Origin of the sequence: Bacillus sp. FSL M7-1345, from assembly GCF_038006985.1 — a bacterium.
Taxonomy (GTDB): domain Bacteria; phylum Bacillota; class Bacilli; order Bacillales; family Bacillaceae_G; genus Bacillus_A; species Bacillus_A cereus_U.
In genome coordinates, this window is sequence record NZ_JBBOWG010000001.1 from 843253 (window position 1) to 863640 (window position 20388).

Below are 20388 nucleotides of genomic sequence, written 5' to 3' on the forward strand. Positions count from 1 at the left end.
TGAAAAAGCGGAGACTATGGGTCTCCGCTTTTTTTATTATTTGTGTACTTTATGGATGAACGATTTTAATAACATGCTTTTCGTTTTAATTCATATTTTTTATAAACACATGCTTTATTTTTTGGCGAAATCGGGTGATTAGCGTAATGATAATAATACCGAAGATAATTTTCCAAATGTGTTGTTCAAGTACTAGGAATATATCTTCTAGGTTTTCCCCTAACCAGTAACCACCGATTAAGAAGAAGGATACCCAAAATAGGGCGCCTGAATAAATTGTCATCGCAAAGCGGCGAAACGGTAAGTTGATAATTCCTGCAAAGTATCCTGTGAAGTGGCGAACGCCTGGAATGAAAAAGGCGATAAAGATTAGAAAATATCCGTATTTATCAAACCACATTTTCGTTAAATTAATTTTCCGTTCTGTTAAAAATACATATTTCCCGTATTTCTGAATGAAAGGCATGCCAAGTTTATTTCCTAAAAAGTATTGGAATGTCATACCTACACTTGTCCCAATAAAGGATAAAATAATTAAAATGGGTAAACTCAAATCACCTTGATGTGATAAGAATCCTGCATAGGCTAATGTTGGCTCTCCTGGAAACGGAAGAGCAATATATTCTAAAAGTAATCCAACAAGTACTACATAATACCCATATTGCTGAAATAATTCGTGAATCCATTCCATATTGTGCGCTCCTTTTTACATTGAAGTTGTTACACATCTTCCTCTTTTTCGCACTAATCGAACTGAAACAATAGTAGTAGAAGAGTTTGGCTGGAGGATTTAAGCTAGTATGATTTTTTGACAACCACTCGCGAGTGATATCATACTTAATATAGCTCTTTGCTAATTAGCAAAGAGCATCGAAGTGTAAATATTACTATTAGTTAAAGTCATAGCGGTATAAAAATATGTTGAAATCTTCTTCTTTTGGTCCGAAATTAACTGCTTTTTCTTGTATACGTTGGAAGTTTTGTTTGTCATAAAATCCATAGTTGCATTCATTATCTGTATATAAATATAAAGATGTAACATCTTCTTTTGTCATATATTGGAATAAATGATTTAATAAAGATTTCCCAACTCCAAGACCTCTAGATTCTTCGGATACGATGAATAATTGTATGCATCCTTGAAAATGATCTTCTTTTCCTTGAATTAGTTCTTTATATGTTTTTTGAACCTTTATAAATGCTTTTAAAAACCCTCTATTCTCTTTATTAGTCATGAATAGTTTCAGCGTGTTAAAGGCAAAGCTAACAGTATTATGGAAGCTCTTTAAACGGTTTTTATCTTTTTCGGAATCGCCTAAAATGACACCGATAATTTTATTATCTTTTTCAGCTACCTTACTAAAGGAACTTTCTAAAATGCAACTGTGTAGGTAGAAGTTTAATAGTGAATTTAAAAATTTTTTATCTGTAATGAATTTATTAAATCCAAATGCCTCACCAATTAAATGTTTTATAGGCTCATAGTCTTCCTTAACAAGACTTCTATATTTTACTGTGTTCATAATTGTATACTCCCTTTATCAATGTAAATGACTTATTATAAATAGTAAGGTCTCCTCTAAGGGGAGAGTCAATGGTTGTGTGAGAAAAAATATGAGGGAAGAGATTCAAATGAAAAAAATATTTTCTATTGGAGAAGTTGCAAAAATAAAGGATATAACGATAAAGGCGTTAAGGTACTATCATAAGATGGGGATTCTTATTCCAAAGCATATTGATGAATCAACAGGATATAGATATTATTCTATAGATCAATTCATTCACATTGATATTATAAAAAGCTGTAGAGAGTTGAACACCAGTATAGTAGAACTTCAAGAGATTTTTAAGGAATGTGATATGGATAAATTGCTGCAATTTTTACAAGTAAAGAGAGCGGAAGCGGAAGAACATATAAAGAAAATGAAAGAGGTAATTGAAACGATTGATGGGTTAAATGAGAAAGTAGGGAGTTCACAGGAAATATTAAAAAGTGATGAAGTGTGTATTCAGTTCCTTGAACAGCGGAATGTGATTGTGGCGCCATGCAAAGAAGTGGGGAGTTTACAAGAGTTACTGTATTATTCTAATTTAGAGAAAATCATTCAAGAATATGAAGATAAGATGTCAATGGAAATGGGCATTCTATACAATGTTAATGAAAAGTGGGATGTAGAGCCAAAGTATGTTTTTAATAAGGTGCAAGATCATGTACATGTGGAAGAGATGCCAAATATAAAAGTATTACCGGGCGGGAAATATATAACATTAGCGTATAGTAAAGAAAATGAAGAAGAACGCCGAAATACTATAATTAAATATGTAAAAGAAAACAATATAGAAGTGGAGAGTTTTATTGAAGTAGAGTTAGTTAATGATTTTTTTAATACGGAGTCTTATAGTTGTCAAATTCAAATTTTTATAGGGGATAGTGAGAATAAGAAGTTTTGATTCCATAATTTTATGGAGGGGACAGTCCAAAAAACTTAACTTTGAAATGGAGTTATGCTCTTATTGGGTAAAATTGCAACAGTGCATGAAATTAAGTCGACTTAACTATAAAATACGGTAATGATAGCCTATCTATTAATAAAGGCCACCCCAAAAAAATTTGGGACGGCCTCATGATTAGTAAGGAACGTATTATTTACGTGAAAAACCTTCTTCATCAAGGTATTCCGCAGCTTCTGGATAAGAGTTGAATGTACCGTCTAAGTTTACGCCAGCGTAAACGTTCCACATGTCATCCTCTGAGATAAGAGTAAGGATATGACCATCTTCGTTACGCCATTCTTCTTCGGCAGCAGGTTCCATTGGTGCTACAATTTCCTCTTGCTCCTGTGATAGACGTTCAATTACTTTTTCAATTAATGAACGCAGTTCTTCTTCTGAAAACTCACGGATGTTAATCATACCTTTATCATCTGTTTTATAACCTTTAATGAAGTTTGCATATACAAATCCGTTTCCATTTGGGTGTAAATGATATACAACGTTCTTTTTATCTAAACGACTTTCTTCAAAGTGAAAGTTTACGCGTTTTAATGATACGTTCTTTCTTTCTAATTCCGGGAAAGATTCAATAATTGATAATTTTTCTTCAAAAGTTAGCATAGTGCCTCCAAGTATATAGTAAAAGATTTAATTTGTTCATTATAGCATAGTCAAGTTTGTTTCCAAAGGTAGATTCGTCATATTGCTGTTTTTTAGTTTGATTTGGGAAGGCTATTTATCAATGTAGGCGTTTACTTCACGAGACTGTAAAGAGTTTTTTATAAATACGCTAACGAATGATTTGTTTTAGATGTACAATGGAACGTGGACTTTATCCCGCTATTTGCGGGCTAATAATCAGTGGGGGATGAACAAAACCCCCACTGATTAAAGTTTCACTTTATACGAAGGTGGTTATTTATATGTTTCAAAAAATAGCAAAGGAATGTTTAGCAGGGTTTACTGTTGCGATTGTTGCTTTGCCGCTAGCAATTGCATTTGGTATTGCCGCAACGGGAACGTCTGAGGGAGCATTGGTCGGATTGTATGGTGCGATTTTTGCAGGTTTGTTTGCGGCGTTATTTGGCGGTACACCGGGGCAAGTAACAGGTCCTACTGGGCCGATTACAGTTATTGCAACAGGCGTTATTGCAACTCACGGATTAGAAGCGAGTTTTATTGCATTTATGATGGCAGGGTTATTTCAAATCTTATTTGGTGTATGTAAGCTCGGCTCTTACGTTCGTTACATTCCATATCCCGTTGTTTCAGGATTTATGAACGGAATTGCACTGATTATTATTTTAGGTGAAATGAAGCACGTACAAAATAGCTTTCTACTTGTGTTATTAACGATCATTGTAATGATTGTTTCTGGAAAATGGATTAAGGCCATTCCATCAAGTTTAGTAGCGTTAGTAGGTGTTACAGTAACGTTGCCGTTATTTTCTTCTATGCTACAAGGAATTACAGTAAACTTACCAGTTGTAGGAACTCTTTCTTTAAATAAGATGATTGAAAAGATTGGTGCAATTCCAGAGGCGATGCCATCTCTTCACGTACCGGCTTTAGACGCAAATGGCATGTTAGCACTTGTATTACCAGCACTTAGTATTGCTTTACTAGGATCAATTGACTCATTATTAACGTCTGTCGTCATGGATAATGTGACGGGGACACGTCATAAAAGTAATAAAGAGTTAATCGGACAAGGTATTGGTAATATTGCGAGTGGCTTGTTCGGCGGATTAGCAGGAGCAGGTGCAACTGTTAGATCTATCGTCAATATAAGAAGCGGGGGGAAGACGGCACTTTCAGCTTGTATGCATAGTGTCATCTTATTTATTTTCATTATGGGACTCGGTTCAGTCGTACAATATATTCCGCTTGCTGTATTATCAGGCATTTTAATTTTAACTGGTATCGGGATGCTTGATTGGGAAAGCATGAGGAAAGCACATGTAGCACCGAGAGGCGATGTGATTGTTATGTTCGTGACGATGTTTGTGACAGTGAAATTCGATTTAATGGTTGCTGTTGCGTTTGGCATTATTCTTTCCTTCATTATATACATGGTGAAATGTAAAGAACGTAAAGCTTCTATTATAAAAGAAAAAGAAGCGACGTATACGATTCAGGGACCACTTTCATTTCTATCAGTAGATCGTATTTTTGCTTCTTTACAAAATGTGAAGTCACCAGTTATTTTGCGTATGAAAGATGTACGTTATATGGATGTATCAGGAGCTATGGCGTTATTAAACTTTGTTGAGCAATCGGATAAAATAGGAGCGAGTGTGACACTTGAACATGTACATCCGCATGTTGAAAAGACGATAGTGACGATGGCGAATGATGAGCAGAAAGGGAAATTACGATTTTTGAAAGCTGAAGCAATATAAAAAATAAGAACCTTCACATGAATTGCGTTGTAGATTGTGAGGTTCTCATTTTTTGTATATGTGTTTATTATGCACGAAAATCCTTATATCTAGATGTTTTAAGTCTGTTGACAATTGCTACACTAAGCAGTATAGTAACATCTTAGATTAGCAGTATGCTATCATAATAAGTGTAAGAATTTTAAGATTTCTTTATGCTAAAAAGAAATCGCTTTAAGCTGGAGGGAATATTTGATGTACAAACAGTTACCACACGGAGTAAAAGTCGGGATTACACGTTCAATTGCTGCTTCTTTTGAGAAGTATATGAAGGATATTGAATGGAACGAAGAAAAGTTTGACATACAACAATTTGTTGAACAGTGGAAACAATATTTATATACAAAATCAACTTGGATTAATAAAGTAGATGATAAGTTGAAAGAACATCCAGATTTCCATCAAGCGTTAGCAGTGAAAGTGAATGAAAAAATTAACGAGCTTATTAATGAAGAGCCGACTGAAGATCAATTGAAAATTTTAAAAGATAACAAAGTAAACAATATAGATGATTTTTGTAAGCTAGAAGCAGCATATCATATTGAACGTCTGTAGTTGAATTGCATAATATTGTACATCAAAACACGTCGTATTCATAAAAGAATACGACGTGTTTTGATTAAGAATGGTTATTGCGGGATAAATGCTTTCCATTTAGATAAATCGATTGTTTCCTTTGATACTGAATCAGCAGAGAATGTAAAGGTCCAAGGTTTAGTTGAATTGGCCTTGATTTGAAAATCTGTTAATGTAAATACTCCTTTTGCAACGACAGCCCCAGAGCAATCTGAAATATGCAATGGAAGTTGTTCAAGAGTTATATTTTGATTATAACCATTACGGATTAAAATCGTTGCATTCAAATCTCCATTTTCTTCTACAGCTGCGTTTAGCCCTAGGAAATTAATTTCATCTTCTGCAGGTGGAGTAAGGTTAGTGATAATTTCTTGCAATTTCATTATTGCGCTTTCAGATAGTTTTTCTTGCCATATAGGATCTAAATCTAATGAATGTTTGCCTTTTAAGTCAAATACTAGTTGCCAGTCTTCTGTAGATAGAGTTGCTCCAGTTATTGAATTTTCTTCAAATACGAAAGTCCAAGGCATATTTACATTTGATGGAATCTCGCTTAAGAGTGACAAATCAAATTCTTGACGTGCACATGTTTCTCCATCTTTATTTAATAGTGATAGAGTAAGAGTCTCAAATTGAATTGAATGTTTTACGCTACTACGAATAAATGTAGTAATATAATAAGCATTTTCATGTTTTTTACTTTCAATTCCAGCTAGCGAAATTTGATTTTCTTGTAAGGTAGGTAAAGATTTATGTAAAAATTGATAAATATACTTCTGTTCTTGTGAAACTTCATTCCAAGAAGGATGAAAGTATAAGTTAGGTTTTATGTTTTTTGTATTGTTGATATTGTCTTCGGTTCCTAATAATTGAGAACTCGAAATTACAGAGTCTCTACCTTTTTTTCTTGCCTTCTTTAAAAATGATAGCATGCAATTCACCTCGTTATATATTTTGTGGAACAGTTATATATCTTGCTAAATATAAAGCAACCTCTTTTTCAAAATGGCTAAATGTTTGTAAAAAGATTTCAAAACCTTCTTTTTGATAAAGGCGTGCTGGATCCTCTTGTTGATATTGTCTTAAGCCAATACCTTCTTTTAAATGTTGCATTGCACTTAAATGATTTGTCCAACCAGAATCAAGGAAGTGTAAGCTGATTTGACGTAATACTTGTTGTGCATCTGCATTTTTTTCTAAATCATTAATACGCTTTATATAACTTGTAAGAGTATCTTTTAATAGTTCTTGTAAGTCTTCAGCGGAATGGACGTTATTAGCAGATAATGCCGGAATTTCTTCGATAGATAAAACTTCTTGTAAAGCTTCCACTAGTCTGGTGAAATCCCACTCTTCAGGAAGCATTCCTTCTAATAAATGTTCATTAGCAATAGTAGCTACTGTATTTTTAATCATTGGAACGACAATCTCTATCATATTGGTTTCTTCGTTTAAGAGGTTAATACGAAGTTTGTAAACTACATTTCGTTGATCGTTAATGACATCATCTAATTTCAAGTTATATTCACGCATCGAAAAATGACTACCTTCACAAATTAATTGCGTACGGTTGACTAAATCGTAAATTTTAGTAGTTTGAATTAGGCCATTCTCATCGGTTTTAAGTGATTTTTCAAGCTTCTCTACTTCTTCACCAGCGTAGCGTTGCATCATTTCATCTTCTAATGAAAGGAAGAATTGAGAACTTCCAGGGTCACCTTGTCGGCCAGCTCGTCCTTTTAACTGATTATCAACACGGCGAGATTCATGTCTTTCTGTTCCAATTACATGTAAACCGCCAAGCTCATGGACGCCTTTTTCTAATAAAATATCCGTTCCGCGTCCTGCCATATTTGTAGCGATTGTAATTTTTCCTTTTTTCCCAGCTAATGCAATTAAATCAGCTTCTTGCTCAGCACTTTTCGCATTCAATAGTTGGTAAGATAAATTTGCTGCATCTAAATAACGAGCAACAGTCTCTGATTGGAGGATGGACATCGTACCAATTAAAATAGGACGTTCTTCCTTATGTATGTTTATTACTTCTGCACAGACAGCTTTATATTTCGCATCGGCTGTTAAATATACGACATCTGTTTTATCTTCGCGAAGTATAGGACGATTCGTTGGAATAGAGATAACTTCCATATTATATACGCGGTTAAATTCTTTTTCTTCTGTTTTAGCTGTACCAGTCATACCGGATAATGCTGGATACATGCGGAAGAAGTTTTGAATTGTAATAGATGCTTGCGTTTGATTTTCATCTGTAATTTTTAAGCCTTCTTTAGCTTCAAGTGCTTGGTGTAAGCCGTCGCTTAAAGAACGTCCATCCATAACACGTCCTGTAAAAATGTCAACGAGCATAATTTTTTCATCATAGACAATATAATCCACATCTAATTGGAAAGCGACATATGCACGTAATGCTTGAATCATATAATGATATAAAGTTTGATGCTCTAAATCATATAAGTTATCAATATCAAATAAATCTTCAATCTTCGTAATGCCATCTTCTGTGAAGTTACATGTTCTTGTCTCTGCATCGAAAGTGTAGTGCAGAGTATCTTGAAATGTTTTCATTACCTTTGCGCATAAGTAATGAAAATCGGAACTGCTTGATTTTTTTCCAGCGATAATGAGAGGGGTTTTTGCCTCATCAATTAAAACGCTGTCAACTTCATCTATAATTGCAAAGTGATATGGACGCTGCACTTGATGCGCTTGAGATGATGCCATATTATCACGAAGATAATCAAAACCAAACTCAGTACCGATTCCATATGTAATATCAGCTTCATAAGCGTGTTTCTTATCGCTAGATTGCATTTGAGCAAGGTTTAATCCAACCGTTAGACCAAGAAATTCATGAACTTGACCAATTAGTTCCTTATCTCGTTTGGCTAAATAATCATTTACTGTAATAACATGGACACCTTTTTTCTCAAGAGCACGTACGTAAGTAGGTAAAGAGGAAACGAGTGTTTTCCCTTCTCCAGTAGGCATTTCGGCAATATTTCCTTCTAATAATACAAGGCCGCCAATTAACTGTACATCGTAGTGACGAAGACCGAGTACCCGTCTTGCAGCCTCTCGAACGACAGCAAATGCTTCTATTTTTATATCGTCAACTGTTTTTCCATTTTGTAACATAGTTTGAAAAGTAACAGTTTTTTGACGTAACTCATCATCTGATAATGTTTCCATTACAGATTCTAATTGATTAATATCATTCACAATTTGTTCGTAATTTTTAATCTTTCTTTTTTGTGAATCTCCCAATAACTTCTTGACCGAATTCAGCATTTTTGTAACACTCCTCTTACTGACAATAGATACATTATAGCATAGTTATACTAGAAAAAAGTAGAAATGGAAAGTGGTAGGGAGTTTGAGTAAAATCGTTTTTTGAGTAAGAATACTTGCGTTTTGTTATAAAAAAGAAAGTATTCAATATATAAGAAATTTGGTATGATAATTTAATGAGATAAAAGCAGTCTCTATATTTAGTAATAATATGTTTGAGAATATATGTATAAAAGAAAAGAGAAGGAACATGAATAAGAATTTTGTAAAAGGTGCAGCAATTTTAACAATTACAACTTTTTTGTCGAAATTGCTTGGAAGTTTCTTTCAAATTCCATTACAAAATATAGCAGGAGATGAAGTGCTTGGTATTTTTCGCCTCGTGTTTCCTGTATATATGATTGCTCTTACATTGTCAGTAGCTGGTGTACCATTGGCAATTTCAAAATTAATTGCAGAGTTGAAAGAAAAAAATAAGCATAAAGAAATTGCGAAATTATTTAAATCGGCATCAATTATAGGAATGGCTTTTGGTGCATTCGGATGTTTGGTGATTGTATTATTTTCTACTGAAATTGCAAATATGCTTGGTGGGGAAGAAACGAGAGGACCGTTACTGATTACGTCATTGGCTTTACTCGTAGCACCATATATGGCAGTTTATCGTGGTTATTTCCAAGGGTTTGGTGATATGAAACCGACGGGGATATCACAAGTCGTTGAGCAATTTGTACGAGTATTTTTTATGTTAATCATCGCTTATGTATTAGTATATTGGAATGAAAGTAGTGCTGTCATTACTAGTGGGGCAATGGTTGGATCGTTTCTAGGGGTAATAAGTTCCCTTATATATTTACGTAGGACGTACAATAAGAGTCCATACCGCTATAAGGAAGACTCATATTCGCTTAGAGATTTGAGAAAAGATGGAAAGAAAATATTACAAGTATCTATTCCGATTGCTATAGGAGCTTTATCCATGCCGCTTTTGAATTTAGTAGATTCGCTTACAGTGCCGCATGTGCTGCAAGGGTCGTCGGCAGAAATTCAAGCGCAATTTGGTATATATAGTCGTGGTTTTGCATTCACACAATTAATTGTTGTTTTCGCAAGTGCAATTGTATTTCCGTTAATACCGTTATTAACGTCTGCGTTAGCAAAGAAAAATATGAGTTTGGCAAAAACAACAGTTCAAAATACAAATCTACTCATGCATGTGCTAACAGTCCCGTTAACGATATGGTTAATGGCATTAACAGTTCCATTAAATGTGGGATTGTTCACAGATGCAAAGGGAAGCGGTATGTTAGCTGTTATGATTGGTAGTTCGTATTTTACATCGGTTATGATATTATCGATAGGAGTTTTACAAGGGATTAATCGTTCTGCACAAGCCGCGTGGATTGTTGTCGGAGCGAGTTTTGTGAAAGTATTGTTAAACATAGAGTTAACAAGAAAGTTTGGCATAGATGGAGCGGCGTATAGTACATTGGTTATATATGTGTTAATCTGTATCGTAAATCATCTATACATTCGAAAATATCTTTCCTATTCTATACACATAGGGAGATTTTTCACTGTAATAGGATTATCTTGTATTTTAGGATTAGGATTATATGAACTATCTACAATGATAAATGTTACATCTTCAAGAATTATTGCGTTATTATATAGTGGTGTAGCATTTGTTGTTGCAACAATTTTGTATGGGATATGTGCTTTGAAATTAAACTGGATATCAACAAAACAAATACCATTTTTGAAAAAATAAATATAGAACTATGAAATTTTAGAATTGGAATTCGGACGGGCGTATTGAGGGGATATTTGTTTATGTATCGCGTTTTTTAGGTAAGGAGTTGGTGCCAGTTATGATGGATGAAACAATTGGTTACCAAATGTTGGAGGAGATTAAGAGTGCGGTTAGTTTTATCAGGATATTATGGTTTTTATAACGTTGGAGACGAAGCTATTCTACAATCGATTATTGAATCGTTACATAAAGAGAATCCGAATATTGAACTCGTTGTGCTGTCAAATGACCCTGACTATACAAGGAAAATGTACGGAGTTGAAGCGGTAGATCGTTGGAGTATAAAATCGGTTTATAATGCAATTAGAAAAAGTGATGGGCTTATTAGTGGTGGAGGGAGCCTCCTCCAAGATAAAACGAGTGTGAAAAGTATTTTATACTATACGGGCATTATGTGGTTTGCTCGTATGTTAAAAAAACCATATTACATTTATTCACAAGGGATAGGGCCGATTACAAAAAGGCATAATCGATTATTAGTTAAATGGCATTTGTCGAAAGCTGCATATATATCAGTTCGAGATGAGGATTCATTTTTATACTTAAAGGAAATTGGCATGAAAAGGGATATTGAACTGGTTCCAGATCCAGTTTTAACATGGAAACAAAAAAAACAATCAGAGTGGTTACAAACACATTCTCTGCACGGGAAAATCATTGCAGTTAGTGTACGTCACTGGAATGCAAAAGAAGATTATATAAAAAAGTTAGCGGTTGCTTTAAAAAAGTTAAAGCAAGAAGGGTACCAAATTTTATTTGTCCCAATGCATGGTCCGTTTGATCAAAATGCTTCGCGTGAGGTAGTGGATTTAATGGGAGAAGAGACGTATATGCTTCCATATAAAATGGATATTGATGAGAAAATATCCATTTTATCAGAGTGCTCACTTTTAATTGGTATGCGTCTTCATGCTCTTATTTTTTCTGCTGTTGCGAAAACACCGATGGTTGGGATTTCATACGATCCAAAAATTGATTCATTTTTAAGACAGGTGAATCAACCTGTTATAGGAAGTGTTGATGGAGACTGGAGTGCCGAAGATTTATATAAAATTGCTAAAAAGCAAGTGACGCAGCATGAGGAAATACAGCAATCTTTGCAAAGAAGAGTAGATGAGCTTCAATTACAAGGCGAACAAGCAGTAAAGAAACTTATTCATCATATAGAAAAAAACACTCTACAGAAAAAGTAGAGTGTTTTTTTGTTAGTGTACTTCTTTACGTTGAAATCTTTTTTTCATATATTGCGTAATGAGATAGACGCCGTAACCTTGCATAATCATAAACGTAGGTATAATAAAGTAACGATAACGCGATTGTATCTCAATAAATATATGGACTCCCGCGTAACCTAAAATTAATAGGGAGAAGAATAGTAACGTTTTATTTTTTTGTTCTTTTATCGTTTTGATGGAGGCTATGCAAGCAAATATGCAAATGCTTATGTAAGATAATTTTTCTAACGTCCATAGTAATCTTGATAATTCGGGTTTTGCATATCCTTCTAGCCCCCAATAAATGGATGCGTCATAATCTCCCCACATAACTTTAAATTTATTCTTGAATAACAATAATAGCTGTCCTTTATCGGCAATTCTTTCTGTAATGAGTTGTTTTTCAATTTCGAAACGTTCCTCGCCAATTGGATATTGAAAAACAAGTTTATGGTCAGGGAAAGAAAATCCACCTGTTGTATCAGGATTGAATCCGACTACAAATTTCCAATAAGGGTCGCGACTAGATAATGGATATTGTGTAACCCCTGTAGTAATTAATGTATAGCTAAAGATAAAGTGCACGATATAATAAATGCCAAGCATACCAATTAACTTTGATACGACCATTTTTTTATTTATTTTTTGATCACCAATTACATGAGTGATAAGTAAGAAAAGAATGAGCGCTAGTAAAATAACAATACCAATCGGTCTCATAATATCGCCAAATGCAATAAGAATACTAACAAATATCCATGCATACGAATGCGAGATTCCTTTTTTTACGAGAAGATAAAAACCAGCGTAGAATAAAAATGTCGCGAGGTGCTGATTTGTTAAAACAGAAGTCATCATAATGTTAGGGATGTATGTTGCGAAAATAAGTGCTGCAATTCTACCGCTAAATTCGTTAAATAGATGCGAAGCTATGCGATATATAAAGTACGTAATGCCAGTGCAATACAGTATGTTTAGTAATTTAATCGCCAATACACCTTCGCCAAACAATTTTATAACACCAGCTTGATACATAGTAAACCCTAATTGATATACCCAAGTAGTGAAGTATGTTTTGTCCGCGAATGAGAAATTGTTATTTGCTGCATCAACTGCTCCGTTATACATTTGTGCGAAATCTTGTACGACATTTGTATGGATTGTTAACACCCATGCAAGGCGCAGTATGAATGCTAGTAAACAAAGAAATATGAGAAATTGTGTTTGAGTAAAGAACCGGTTCACGATAATGGAAATGAATACGATACCGATTAGAACAATCATGAGTGCAACTACAAGTAAAAAGGTGTTGTACTTCGGTTCAGTTATTAAATATTGCAATGAGAAAATAAGAGTCATTGCAAAAAATAATACTGTTAATATTTGCAGTGATTTAAATGCAAATGCATATAATCTAGGCATAGTTATCCTCCGTAGTATGTAATATCTTTGTAGTTATTTCTATATAAACAGAAATAACTACGCCATTATATCATAAAGGATTTCACGGTTGTAAAAGGAAAGAGGTACGAAAGAAGAATATCTAATTTATATATTATTCTTATATAATAAAATATGTATTTTAAAAAGGCTTTATATTAATTTTTATTTATCATGTTTATATAATTAGTATATAATCGGTGTTGGAATGATAAATTCGTAGATTAAGAGGAGGATAACCGTGAAGAAATTTTCAAAAGGTATTACAGCAGTTGCGTTAACGGGGTCATTGCTTTTAGCTCCTATTTCAAGTTATGCGGCGAGCGATGATATTACAGGTCATCAATTTGAGCAGCATATGCGTTCTCTTATTAATAAAGGGATTATGTCAGGGTATGGAAATGATGTTTATTTACCAGATAAAGAGATAACGAGAGCAGAGTTTGCTACATTAATAGCGAAAGCGTTACAACTTCCACAAGCAGATTCGAATTTTAATGATGTGCCAAAATCATACGGCTTATATGACGGTGTAAGTAGAGCATTCGGAGCGGGAATTATTAAAGGGCGTAGTCCTGAGACTTTTGCACCTGGTGATGTGATTACACGTGAAGAAATGGCTGTAATGGTAAAACAGGCGCTAGATTATAAAAAGGTTAAAGTAACTGTAAGTCCGCTTACATTTGCTGATACGAATCGTATTAACTATAAAGAACATGTACAAGTTATGGTAGCAACTCAAATTATTAAAGGCTATCCAGAAGATAATACCTTTAGACCACATTTATCAGCGACAAGAGGTATGGCTTCGGCGATGCTGAACTTAATGCTTGATAAAATTGGTAACAACGGTGGAGAAACGCCTGTAGAAACAAAGAATTATGTATTGTTAAATGATGCAGGGAAAATAGTAGAGCGTTACACTACATATAAAGAAGCTGTTACAGCTGCACAAAATAAAGGCATCAATGCAGTGAAATATGAAAATGAATACGTATGGATTAAAGACGGCTTTGCAACGGCGAAGAGAGTTACTGGAAATACAATTAATGTTTACGGTGATAATTTAAAAACAGTATATACATACCTTGATTACGGAACGGAATTTAAAGTGTTAGAAGTTGGAGAAGATCGTGTGAAAGTACAACTCTCTGACTTAACAGGTTATGTGAAGAAAAACGAAGTCACTTTAGTTCCTGACAAAGAAATGCAAAAATCATATTATTATGTTGCCAATGATGGATACTTATATCATAAGTATTATGAGTTTGAAAAGAAGCCGAGCTATACAGGATATAGATATGGCGCGGCACCTGCCTTTATGAAACCGGGGCAACAAATGGAGAGTATAGATGGAAAGACATTTGGAAATGAAACGTTCTATCAATATTTTAATTACGTATCATTACGTTCTAAAACAGACTACACAGCAGAACAATTAGATAGTTATGTAAAATCAGTTAGAGCAGATTCTCCATTAATCGGTTTAGGTGCGAAATTTAAAGAAGTAGAAAGCAAGTATAATGTAAATGCATTATTCTTATATTCATTAGCAGTTCATGAAAGTTTATATGGAACAAGCGATCTTGCAAAAGATAAAAATAACTTATTTGGTTTAAATGCAACAGATGATAGTCCATTTGGTAACGGTCTAACATTTAATTCAAAAGAAGATTGTATTGAACATGCTGCAAAAGTATACATGAATGAAGGATATTTAAATCCATCAAGCTGGCGCTATACAGCAGCGTATACGGGCGATAAAGCTGGCGGTTTAAATATGAAATATGCATCTGATGCAAACTGGGGTAAAAAAGTAGCAGGGCATATGTTCCGTTTTGATTCATACTTAGGTAAAAAAGAGTACAACAAATATAAACTTGCTCGTGTAAAGAGTAAGGTAGAAGTGAAAAAAGATCCTCATACGTCGAACAATCGACTGTATAGCTTAACTGCAAATAAAGTTGTTACAGTTACAGGTGAAGAAACGATAAATGGACAAGCATGGGTTAAAATCATCTCTGATGACCCTGCTGTAAATGAAGCTTATATTGCAAAAGAAAATGTAGAGTATGTAAAACACTAATAAAAAAGAGAAGACTGATCATCTAGATGCATTTTATAAAAATGACAAGGTGATCAGTCTTTTTGTTTGTCGAACACAATAAATGTTATTTAATAGAAAATTAATGAAAATAATCCCATCTTATAGAAAAAAATAACAAATAATTCGACAAAAAAACAAAAATAAAGCGCATTCATGTCGAATGATGTCGAGAATTTTAAATATAGTAAATCATCAATCGATTTGTTTTTTGTGTTATAATGCTATTGTTATATTAAATACAAGCGATATATATACGTTTACATATTAGAATCGTTGATAAAAACACAATTCGACAAACATTTCGAATTTGTCGAATTATGCGATAAAAAATTCTTTTAAAAAAAAGAATTATGACGTATTATATACATGGTTTAACTTTTTGGAAAAAGATAGTATTTATTATGGCTGATAAATTACTAATCTCCAAAAAGTGTTTGTAGATTAATATATGAATTTAGTAAATCACTAGTTTTTCAAATACATATTTCTAAAGCTAGTATTATATTTCTCAAGGAGGAAAATAAATCAATGGCAAAAAATAAGTCTTTTAACAAATTAATGGCTGGTACAATGACAGCTGCAATGGTAGCTGGCGTAGTAGCACCAGTTGCTACAGCAGCAGAAGAGGGCGCATTTAAAGATGTTCCTAAAGGACATTGGTCTGCAGATGCGATCAATTCTATGGCTGCAAAAGGTATTATCGTAGGTACTGGTAATGGCCTATTCGGATTTGGTGACGATGTAACTCGTGCTGAAGTAGCTACTTTCATGGTAAAAGCGAAAGGCATTGAAGCTGGTTCAACAAAAACTCCATTTACAGATGTAGATGCAAACGAATGGTATGCTAAATACGTTTCTGCTGCTGAATCTAACAAAATTATGGCTGGTTTAGGCGATAATAAATTCGGTCCAAAAGAAAAGTTAACTCGTGCACAAATGGCACAGCTTCTTGTTAACGCATACGGCTTCAAAGCTGATGACAATAACAAAAAAACTTTCAATGACATCGACGGTTTATCTTGGGCAACTGCAAAATCTTCAATCGAGACTCTTGCAAGCTTAGGTATCGTAGCTGGTGAAGGTGAAGGCAAATTCAATCCAAACGGCGTTGTAACTCGTGAGCAAGCTGCTCAATTCATCTTCAATGCTATGAACTATCATCCAGAAGTAAAAACAGATGCTAAAGTTGAATCTGTAAGTGCGATCAACGCTCAAGAAATTAAAGTTACATTCACAAATCCAGTAAATGAAAAAACTGCGATTGATGTAGCTAACTACAAATTCAAACAAAATGGTCTTGACTTAGTAGCTGGTGATTTCTTAGGTAAAGGCGTTCTTTCAAAAGATGGTAAGAGCGTAACTTTCAAATTAAAAACTGAGAAAGCATTTGCTAACTCTGATAAATATGCAGTACACGTAACTACAGGCGTATTAGGTGCTGACTTAAAACCTGTAGAAAAATATCTTGATTCAGAAAAAACATTCTCTGACTCAGTAGCTCCAGAATTATTAGGTGCACGTGTTGTTGGTAAGAAAGTTGAATTAACATTTAACAAACCTGTGACAACAGATGCAAAAGTTAAAATTGATGGTGTTGAGCTTACAGAAACAAAAACTGCAAGTGAAATTCCAGGAGTATACACTTTAACAACTGATGTAGTTACAGGAAAAGATGGAATCTTCGCTAAAGGTGATCATGAAGTAGTTGTATATGATGCGAAAGATACATTACAAAAGAATCCTAATACATCTTCAATCTTAACAACAAAATACACTGTATCTTCTGATACAACAGCACCAGAAGTGAAAGAATTAAAAGCTATTAACAGCCGTACTTTCAAAGTTACATTCTCAGAGCCATTAAGCCAACAACCTGAAGTAACTGTGAAAAAAGGTAACTACACGTTCCCAACAGCAGCATATAATGTTGCAGGTGGTAATGGTGCAGTACAATTTACAGTTGATCCACAAGATCCAACTTCATACATCGTTTCTGTTAAAGAAGATGCAAAGGGAGCTCTTAACCCATTATATGCGGGTAGCGAAAAGAACGTTGACTTAAGTGTTAACCTTAAGAACTTCAAAGATGGAGCAAACTTACTTGGTAAACCAGTTGATATGAGCGTTTCTTTATCTGCTGATACTGCTACACCAAAAGTAGCTACTGATAGCTTAAATAAAATTGAAGGCAATAACTTACTAGTTAAATTCAATGGTAAAATTGCTGTAAATAATGAAGACCAAATCGTAGTACGTGACAAAGACGGTGTAGTTGTAGAATCTACTTTCGTAACTGATGGTGACGTATTAAAAGTTACTCCTAATAACGGTAAAGTAACAGCTGAGCCTTACACAGTAGAAGTAAAAGCTGGTGCTGTTAAATTCGCAAAAGATGAGAACTTAGCTTCTTACTCTGTAAATACAAACAGCAACGTTGCATTCAACACAACTGTTGGTAACACAGGTATCGTAACACCTGTAGTGGAAATGCCAGAAAGCATTATTGATATTACTGGTGATGTAATCACTGTTACGTATACAGAAGACATGAGCGGTAACGCGAAAGATGTAGCAAACTACAAAATTGACGGTAAAGCATTACCAACAGGCACAACTGCAGAGTTCGTTGGTGACAAAAAGACTGTTAAGGTTTCTCTACCAAAAAATCATTTCTCAAAAGACCAATCTGCTAAGTTCACAATTAGCACAAACGTATTAACTGCATCTGGAAGCAAAGTAGTAGCTAACGCTCAAACGAAAGCTCCAGTTGAAAGCTTAATTAAGTTTGCTGATAATACAGCTCCTAAATTAGCAAGCGCTGTTTATGTGAAAGCTAAGAGTGGAGATGAAGTTTCAAGTGAAATCAAAGTAACATTTGATGAAAACATTAAAGAGTTCACTGAAAATGAAGCTCAATTTATCAATGACTTAAAAGTTGTTGTAAATGGCAACGATGCAGCAGTTAAAGGTATTAAGCATGGCGGAGCAAACGAGAAGAACGTTGTTTACTTAACAACTACAGAAACTCTAAACGTTGCTCAAGCTGCAACAATTAGTGTAGTAGCAAAAGGTTCAGCTAATGAAGACGGCATCAAAATTACAGATGCTACTGGTAACCAGTTAGCACTTGGTAACGTAACTGCATCAACTGCTATTGTTAAAAAATAATAATAGATAGTACATCTGTTATTGATGAAAATCCCTTGTAGGAAATTTCCTGCAAGGGATTTTTTATACTACTCGCTTCATAGTGGTTATAAAAAATACCATGCCCTTAAAACAAGGGTATGGTATTTCAAGTGTTATTCAATTTCCAAATCAACGATCATATAAGCAAGTATAACAGCAAAGAAAATACTTACAGCCGGTGCTGTTAATACGTGGCCAGACATAAAGCCGATGCCGAGCGATAGGACGAGTGTGCTAGCTAGTAGCATATGTTTTACACTAAATAGTTTCTTGAAGTTTGTGATTATACGAATGAATATTTTTATACCGAAATAAAGAAGTGGTAGTAAGTACGTAAGGAACCCGACAATTCCGAATGCGAAGAATAGGTCGTAGAAATCCATTTCGATCAACTTTATTTTCGTTGTATAGTTACCAGCGTAGCCCATTCCAAATAGTTTTTGAGATAGTGGTGCGTCTTTATAATATTGTTTGTATATTTTTAAATACTTGTCACGATCACTGTAAATTAAACTTTTCATTTCAGAGTCTGTTAGTTCACCCTGCTTATGTTCTTCTTCTTTAATTACTTTTCCTTCTTTTCGTTCTTTTTCTTCTTGTACTGATTTTTTATATTCATACATTTGTAAATGAATGCTCATATTTTTTGCGATAGGAGTTTGTGGTGTAAGGGCAAGTAAACCTCCTAATACGATAGCAGCAATAACTGTGTTTACAAGGTATGTGAATCCTTGTCCTTCTTGTTTGCGATGAATCATATATTGAATGAATGAGAATAGAAGTGCCACGCCAAGCGTAACAATAATTGCACCATATCCTACTTTCGTTCCGACCATAATGCTTGCATACATCGCGAGTACAGTTGGAATCCAGTAATAAATTTTCGAGAAAGAAGTTGTTTTATGAACTGAGTATAAGACAACGATTGGGAACATAATGGCAAAAATAGAACTTAAATCATTCCCAGCAAAGAACCAACCTCTTGAACCGATCTTTGAGTGAGGATAGCTTTGGAAATCTGTGCCCGTTACCATTGCCGCAATGAGTGAGATACTCAAAATTAATGTTGCATATAAGAAATAGGTAATGATTTTATGAAACGCATATTCGTTATTTTTTAGTTCTTTCAGTGCGATAATATATCCAAACAGTAGTACAATTGGATATACACTCTTTAAAATAAATTTCACTTCTTCTCCAAATGAAATTGGAGATTTGACCATTAAATTATTCACGAGGCCGATTGCGAGTACAATGCCAAATAGACATAAGTAAAGAATATACTTTTTCGCACCTTGTTGTTTATGATGAAGAAGTAGATAACCTAATGCAAGAAGCATAAAGGCGAAACGGACTACGATTCCGACTGTTGCACTCATGTGTAATACATAGATTGAAAAGGATGTTAATAAATCTAAGATTGGTTGAAACACAATGAATAGCAGTAGGAAATGCGGGAAGTAGTTATCCGTCTGTTTTAACTTAGTAACCATATGTTCCACCATTCCTTCATTCTTTTATTTCAGTATCCCTATATAGGAAGATAAATGAATTTCTATATTTGTTTTTTATATTAAACTTAAGAATACAACATTTCATTGTAATGGTAAATAGATGAAGAGTATGGGGAAACCGACTTTAATTGCTATATTTTTCAACGGAATTGTATGTTTTACCCCGCTATTGGTGGGCAGTAAGGCCCCTGCCTCAAAATTCAGCGAAAGTAAAAAAGTTAGATGGGGGTTGGGCTGCCCTTAAAAGCCCGATTGGTGAAGGCTAATAATCAGCGGGGGATGAAGAGAACCC

General features: G+C 34.3%; 14 protein-coding genes. 7 read left to right on the plus strand and 7 right to left on the minus strand.

What is annotated here, in order from left to right; genetic code table 11:
- Positions 1-85 precede the first annotated feature (85 nt).
- Together MHB76_RS04360 and MHB76_RS04365 are read right to left on the minus strand one after the other, a co-directional pair.
- Positions 86-691, minus strand: a complete 606-nt coding sequence (locus tag MHB76_RS04360; protein WP_078174000.1) for a DedA family protein — start codon at positions 689-691, stop codon at positions 86-88.
- 199 nt (positions 692-890) lie between these two features.
- Positions 891-1523: a GNAT family N-acetyltransferase gene (locus tag MHB76_RS04365; RefSeq protein WP_340985759.1), complete on the minus strand. Its 633-nt coding sequence runs from the start codon at positions 1521-1523 to the stop codon at positions 891-893.
- 79 nt (positions 1524-1602) lie between these two features.
- Between MHB76_RS04365 and MHB76_RS04370 the strand changes: the two genes are divergently transcribed.
- Positions 1603-2451: a MerR family transcriptional regulator gene (locus MHB76_RS04370; RefSeq protein WP_340985762.1), complete on the plus strand. Its 849-nt coding sequence runs from the start codon at positions 1603-1605 to the stop codon at positions 2449-2451.
- Between the two features lie 192 nt (positions 2452-2643).
- Here the strand turns inward: MHB76_RS04370 and MHB76_RS04375 are convergent, their stop codons facing one another.
- Complete coding sequence (locus MHB76_RS04375; protein WP_016103847.1) at positions 2644-3114, minus strand: hypothetical protein; 471 nt, start codon at positions 3112-3114, stop codon at positions 2644-2646.
- Positions 3115-3416: 302 nt separating this feature from the next.
- On the opposite strand from MHB76_RS04375, the gene MHB76_RS04380 reads away from it, so the two are divergent.
- Together MHB76_RS04380 and MHB76_RS04385 are read left to right on the plus strand one after the other, a co-directional pair.
- Positions 3417-4895, plus strand: coding sequence for a SulP family inorganic anion transporter (locus tag MHB76_RS04380; protein ID WP_078173997.1), 1479 nt, complete (start codon positions 3417-3419; stop codon positions 4893-4895).
- A 234-nt stretch (positions 4896-5129) separates the two neighbouring features.
- Complete coding sequence (locus tag MHB76_RS04385) at positions 5130-5489, plus strand: hypothetical protein (RefSeq protein ID WP_016103849.1); 360 nt, start codon at positions 5130-5132, stop codon at positions 5487-5489.
- A gap of 74 nt (positions 5490-5563) precedes the next feature.
- Here MHB76_RS04385 and MHB76_RS04390 read toward each other — a convergent pair whose 3' ends face one another.
- Together MHB76_RS04390 and secA2 are read right to left on the minus strand one after the other, a co-directional pair.
- Positions 5564-6442 carry an accessory Sec system S-layer assembly protein gene (locus MHB76_RS04390; protein ID WP_340985766.1) on the minus strand — a complete coding sequence of 293 codons (879 nt, stop codon included), beginning with the start codon at positions 6440-6442 and terminating at the stop codon, positions 5564-5566.
- Between the two features lie 13 nt (positions 6443-6455).
- Positions 6456-8819, minus strand: a complete 2364-nt coding sequence (gene secA2, locus MHB76_RS04395; RefSeq protein WP_340985767.1) for an accessory Sec system translocase SecA2 — start codon at positions 8817-8819, stop codon at positions 6456-6458.
- A 250-nt stretch (positions 8820-9069) separates the two neighbouring features.
- On the opposite strand from secA2, the gene MHB76_RS04400 reads away from it, so the two are divergent.
- Positions 9070-10590, plus strand: a complete 1521-nt coding sequence (locus MHB76_RS04400; RefSeq protein WP_340985769.1) for a putative polysaccharide biosynthesis protein — start codon at positions 9070-9072, stop codon at positions 10588-10590.
- 146 nt (positions 10591-10736) lie between these two features.
- The gene (csaB, locus tag MHB76_RS04405; protein WP_016103853.1) at positions 10737-11825 is read left to right on the plus strand and encodes a polysaccharide pyruvyl transferase CsaB; all 1089 of its coding nucleotides are present in this window, start codon (positions 10737-10739) and stop codon (positions 11823-11825) included.
- Positions 11826-11837: 12 nt separating this feature from the next.
- Here csaB and MHB76_RS04410 read toward each other — a convergent pair whose 3' ends face one another.
- Positions 11838-13268, minus strand: a complete 1431-nt coding sequence (locus MHB76_RS04410) for a glycosyltransferase family 39 protein (protein WP_199709779.1) — start codon at positions 13266-13268, stop codon at positions 11838-11840.
- Between the two features lie 259 nt (positions 13269-13527).
- Between MHB76_RS04410 and MHB76_RS04415 the strand changes: the two genes are divergently transcribed.
- Both MHB76_RS04415 and MHB76_RS04420 read left to right on the plus strand, forming a co-directional pair.
- A complete protein-coding gene (locus MHB76_RS04415; RefSeq protein ID WP_078173993.1) occupies positions 13528-15372 on the plus strand; it encodes an S-layer homology domain-containing protein in 1845 nt (614 codons plus the stop codon).
- Between the two features lie 549 nt (positions 15373-15921).
- On the plus strand, positions 15922-18561 hold the full coding sequence (locus tag MHB76_RS04420) for an S-layer homology domain-containing protein (protein WP_340985773.1): 2640 nt from the start codon (positions 15922-15924) through the stop codon (positions 18559-18561).
- Positions 18562-18695: 134 nt separating this feature from the next.
- On the opposite strand, the gene MHB76_RS04425 is transcribed toward MHB76_RS04420, so the two are convergent.
- The gene (locus MHB76_RS04425; protein ID WP_016103857.1) at positions 18696-20075 is read right to left on the minus strand and encodes an O-antigen ligase family protein; all 1380 of its coding nucleotides are present in this window, start codon (positions 20073-20075) and stop codon (positions 18696-18698) included.
- Positions 20076-20388: the final 313 nt, after the last annotated feature.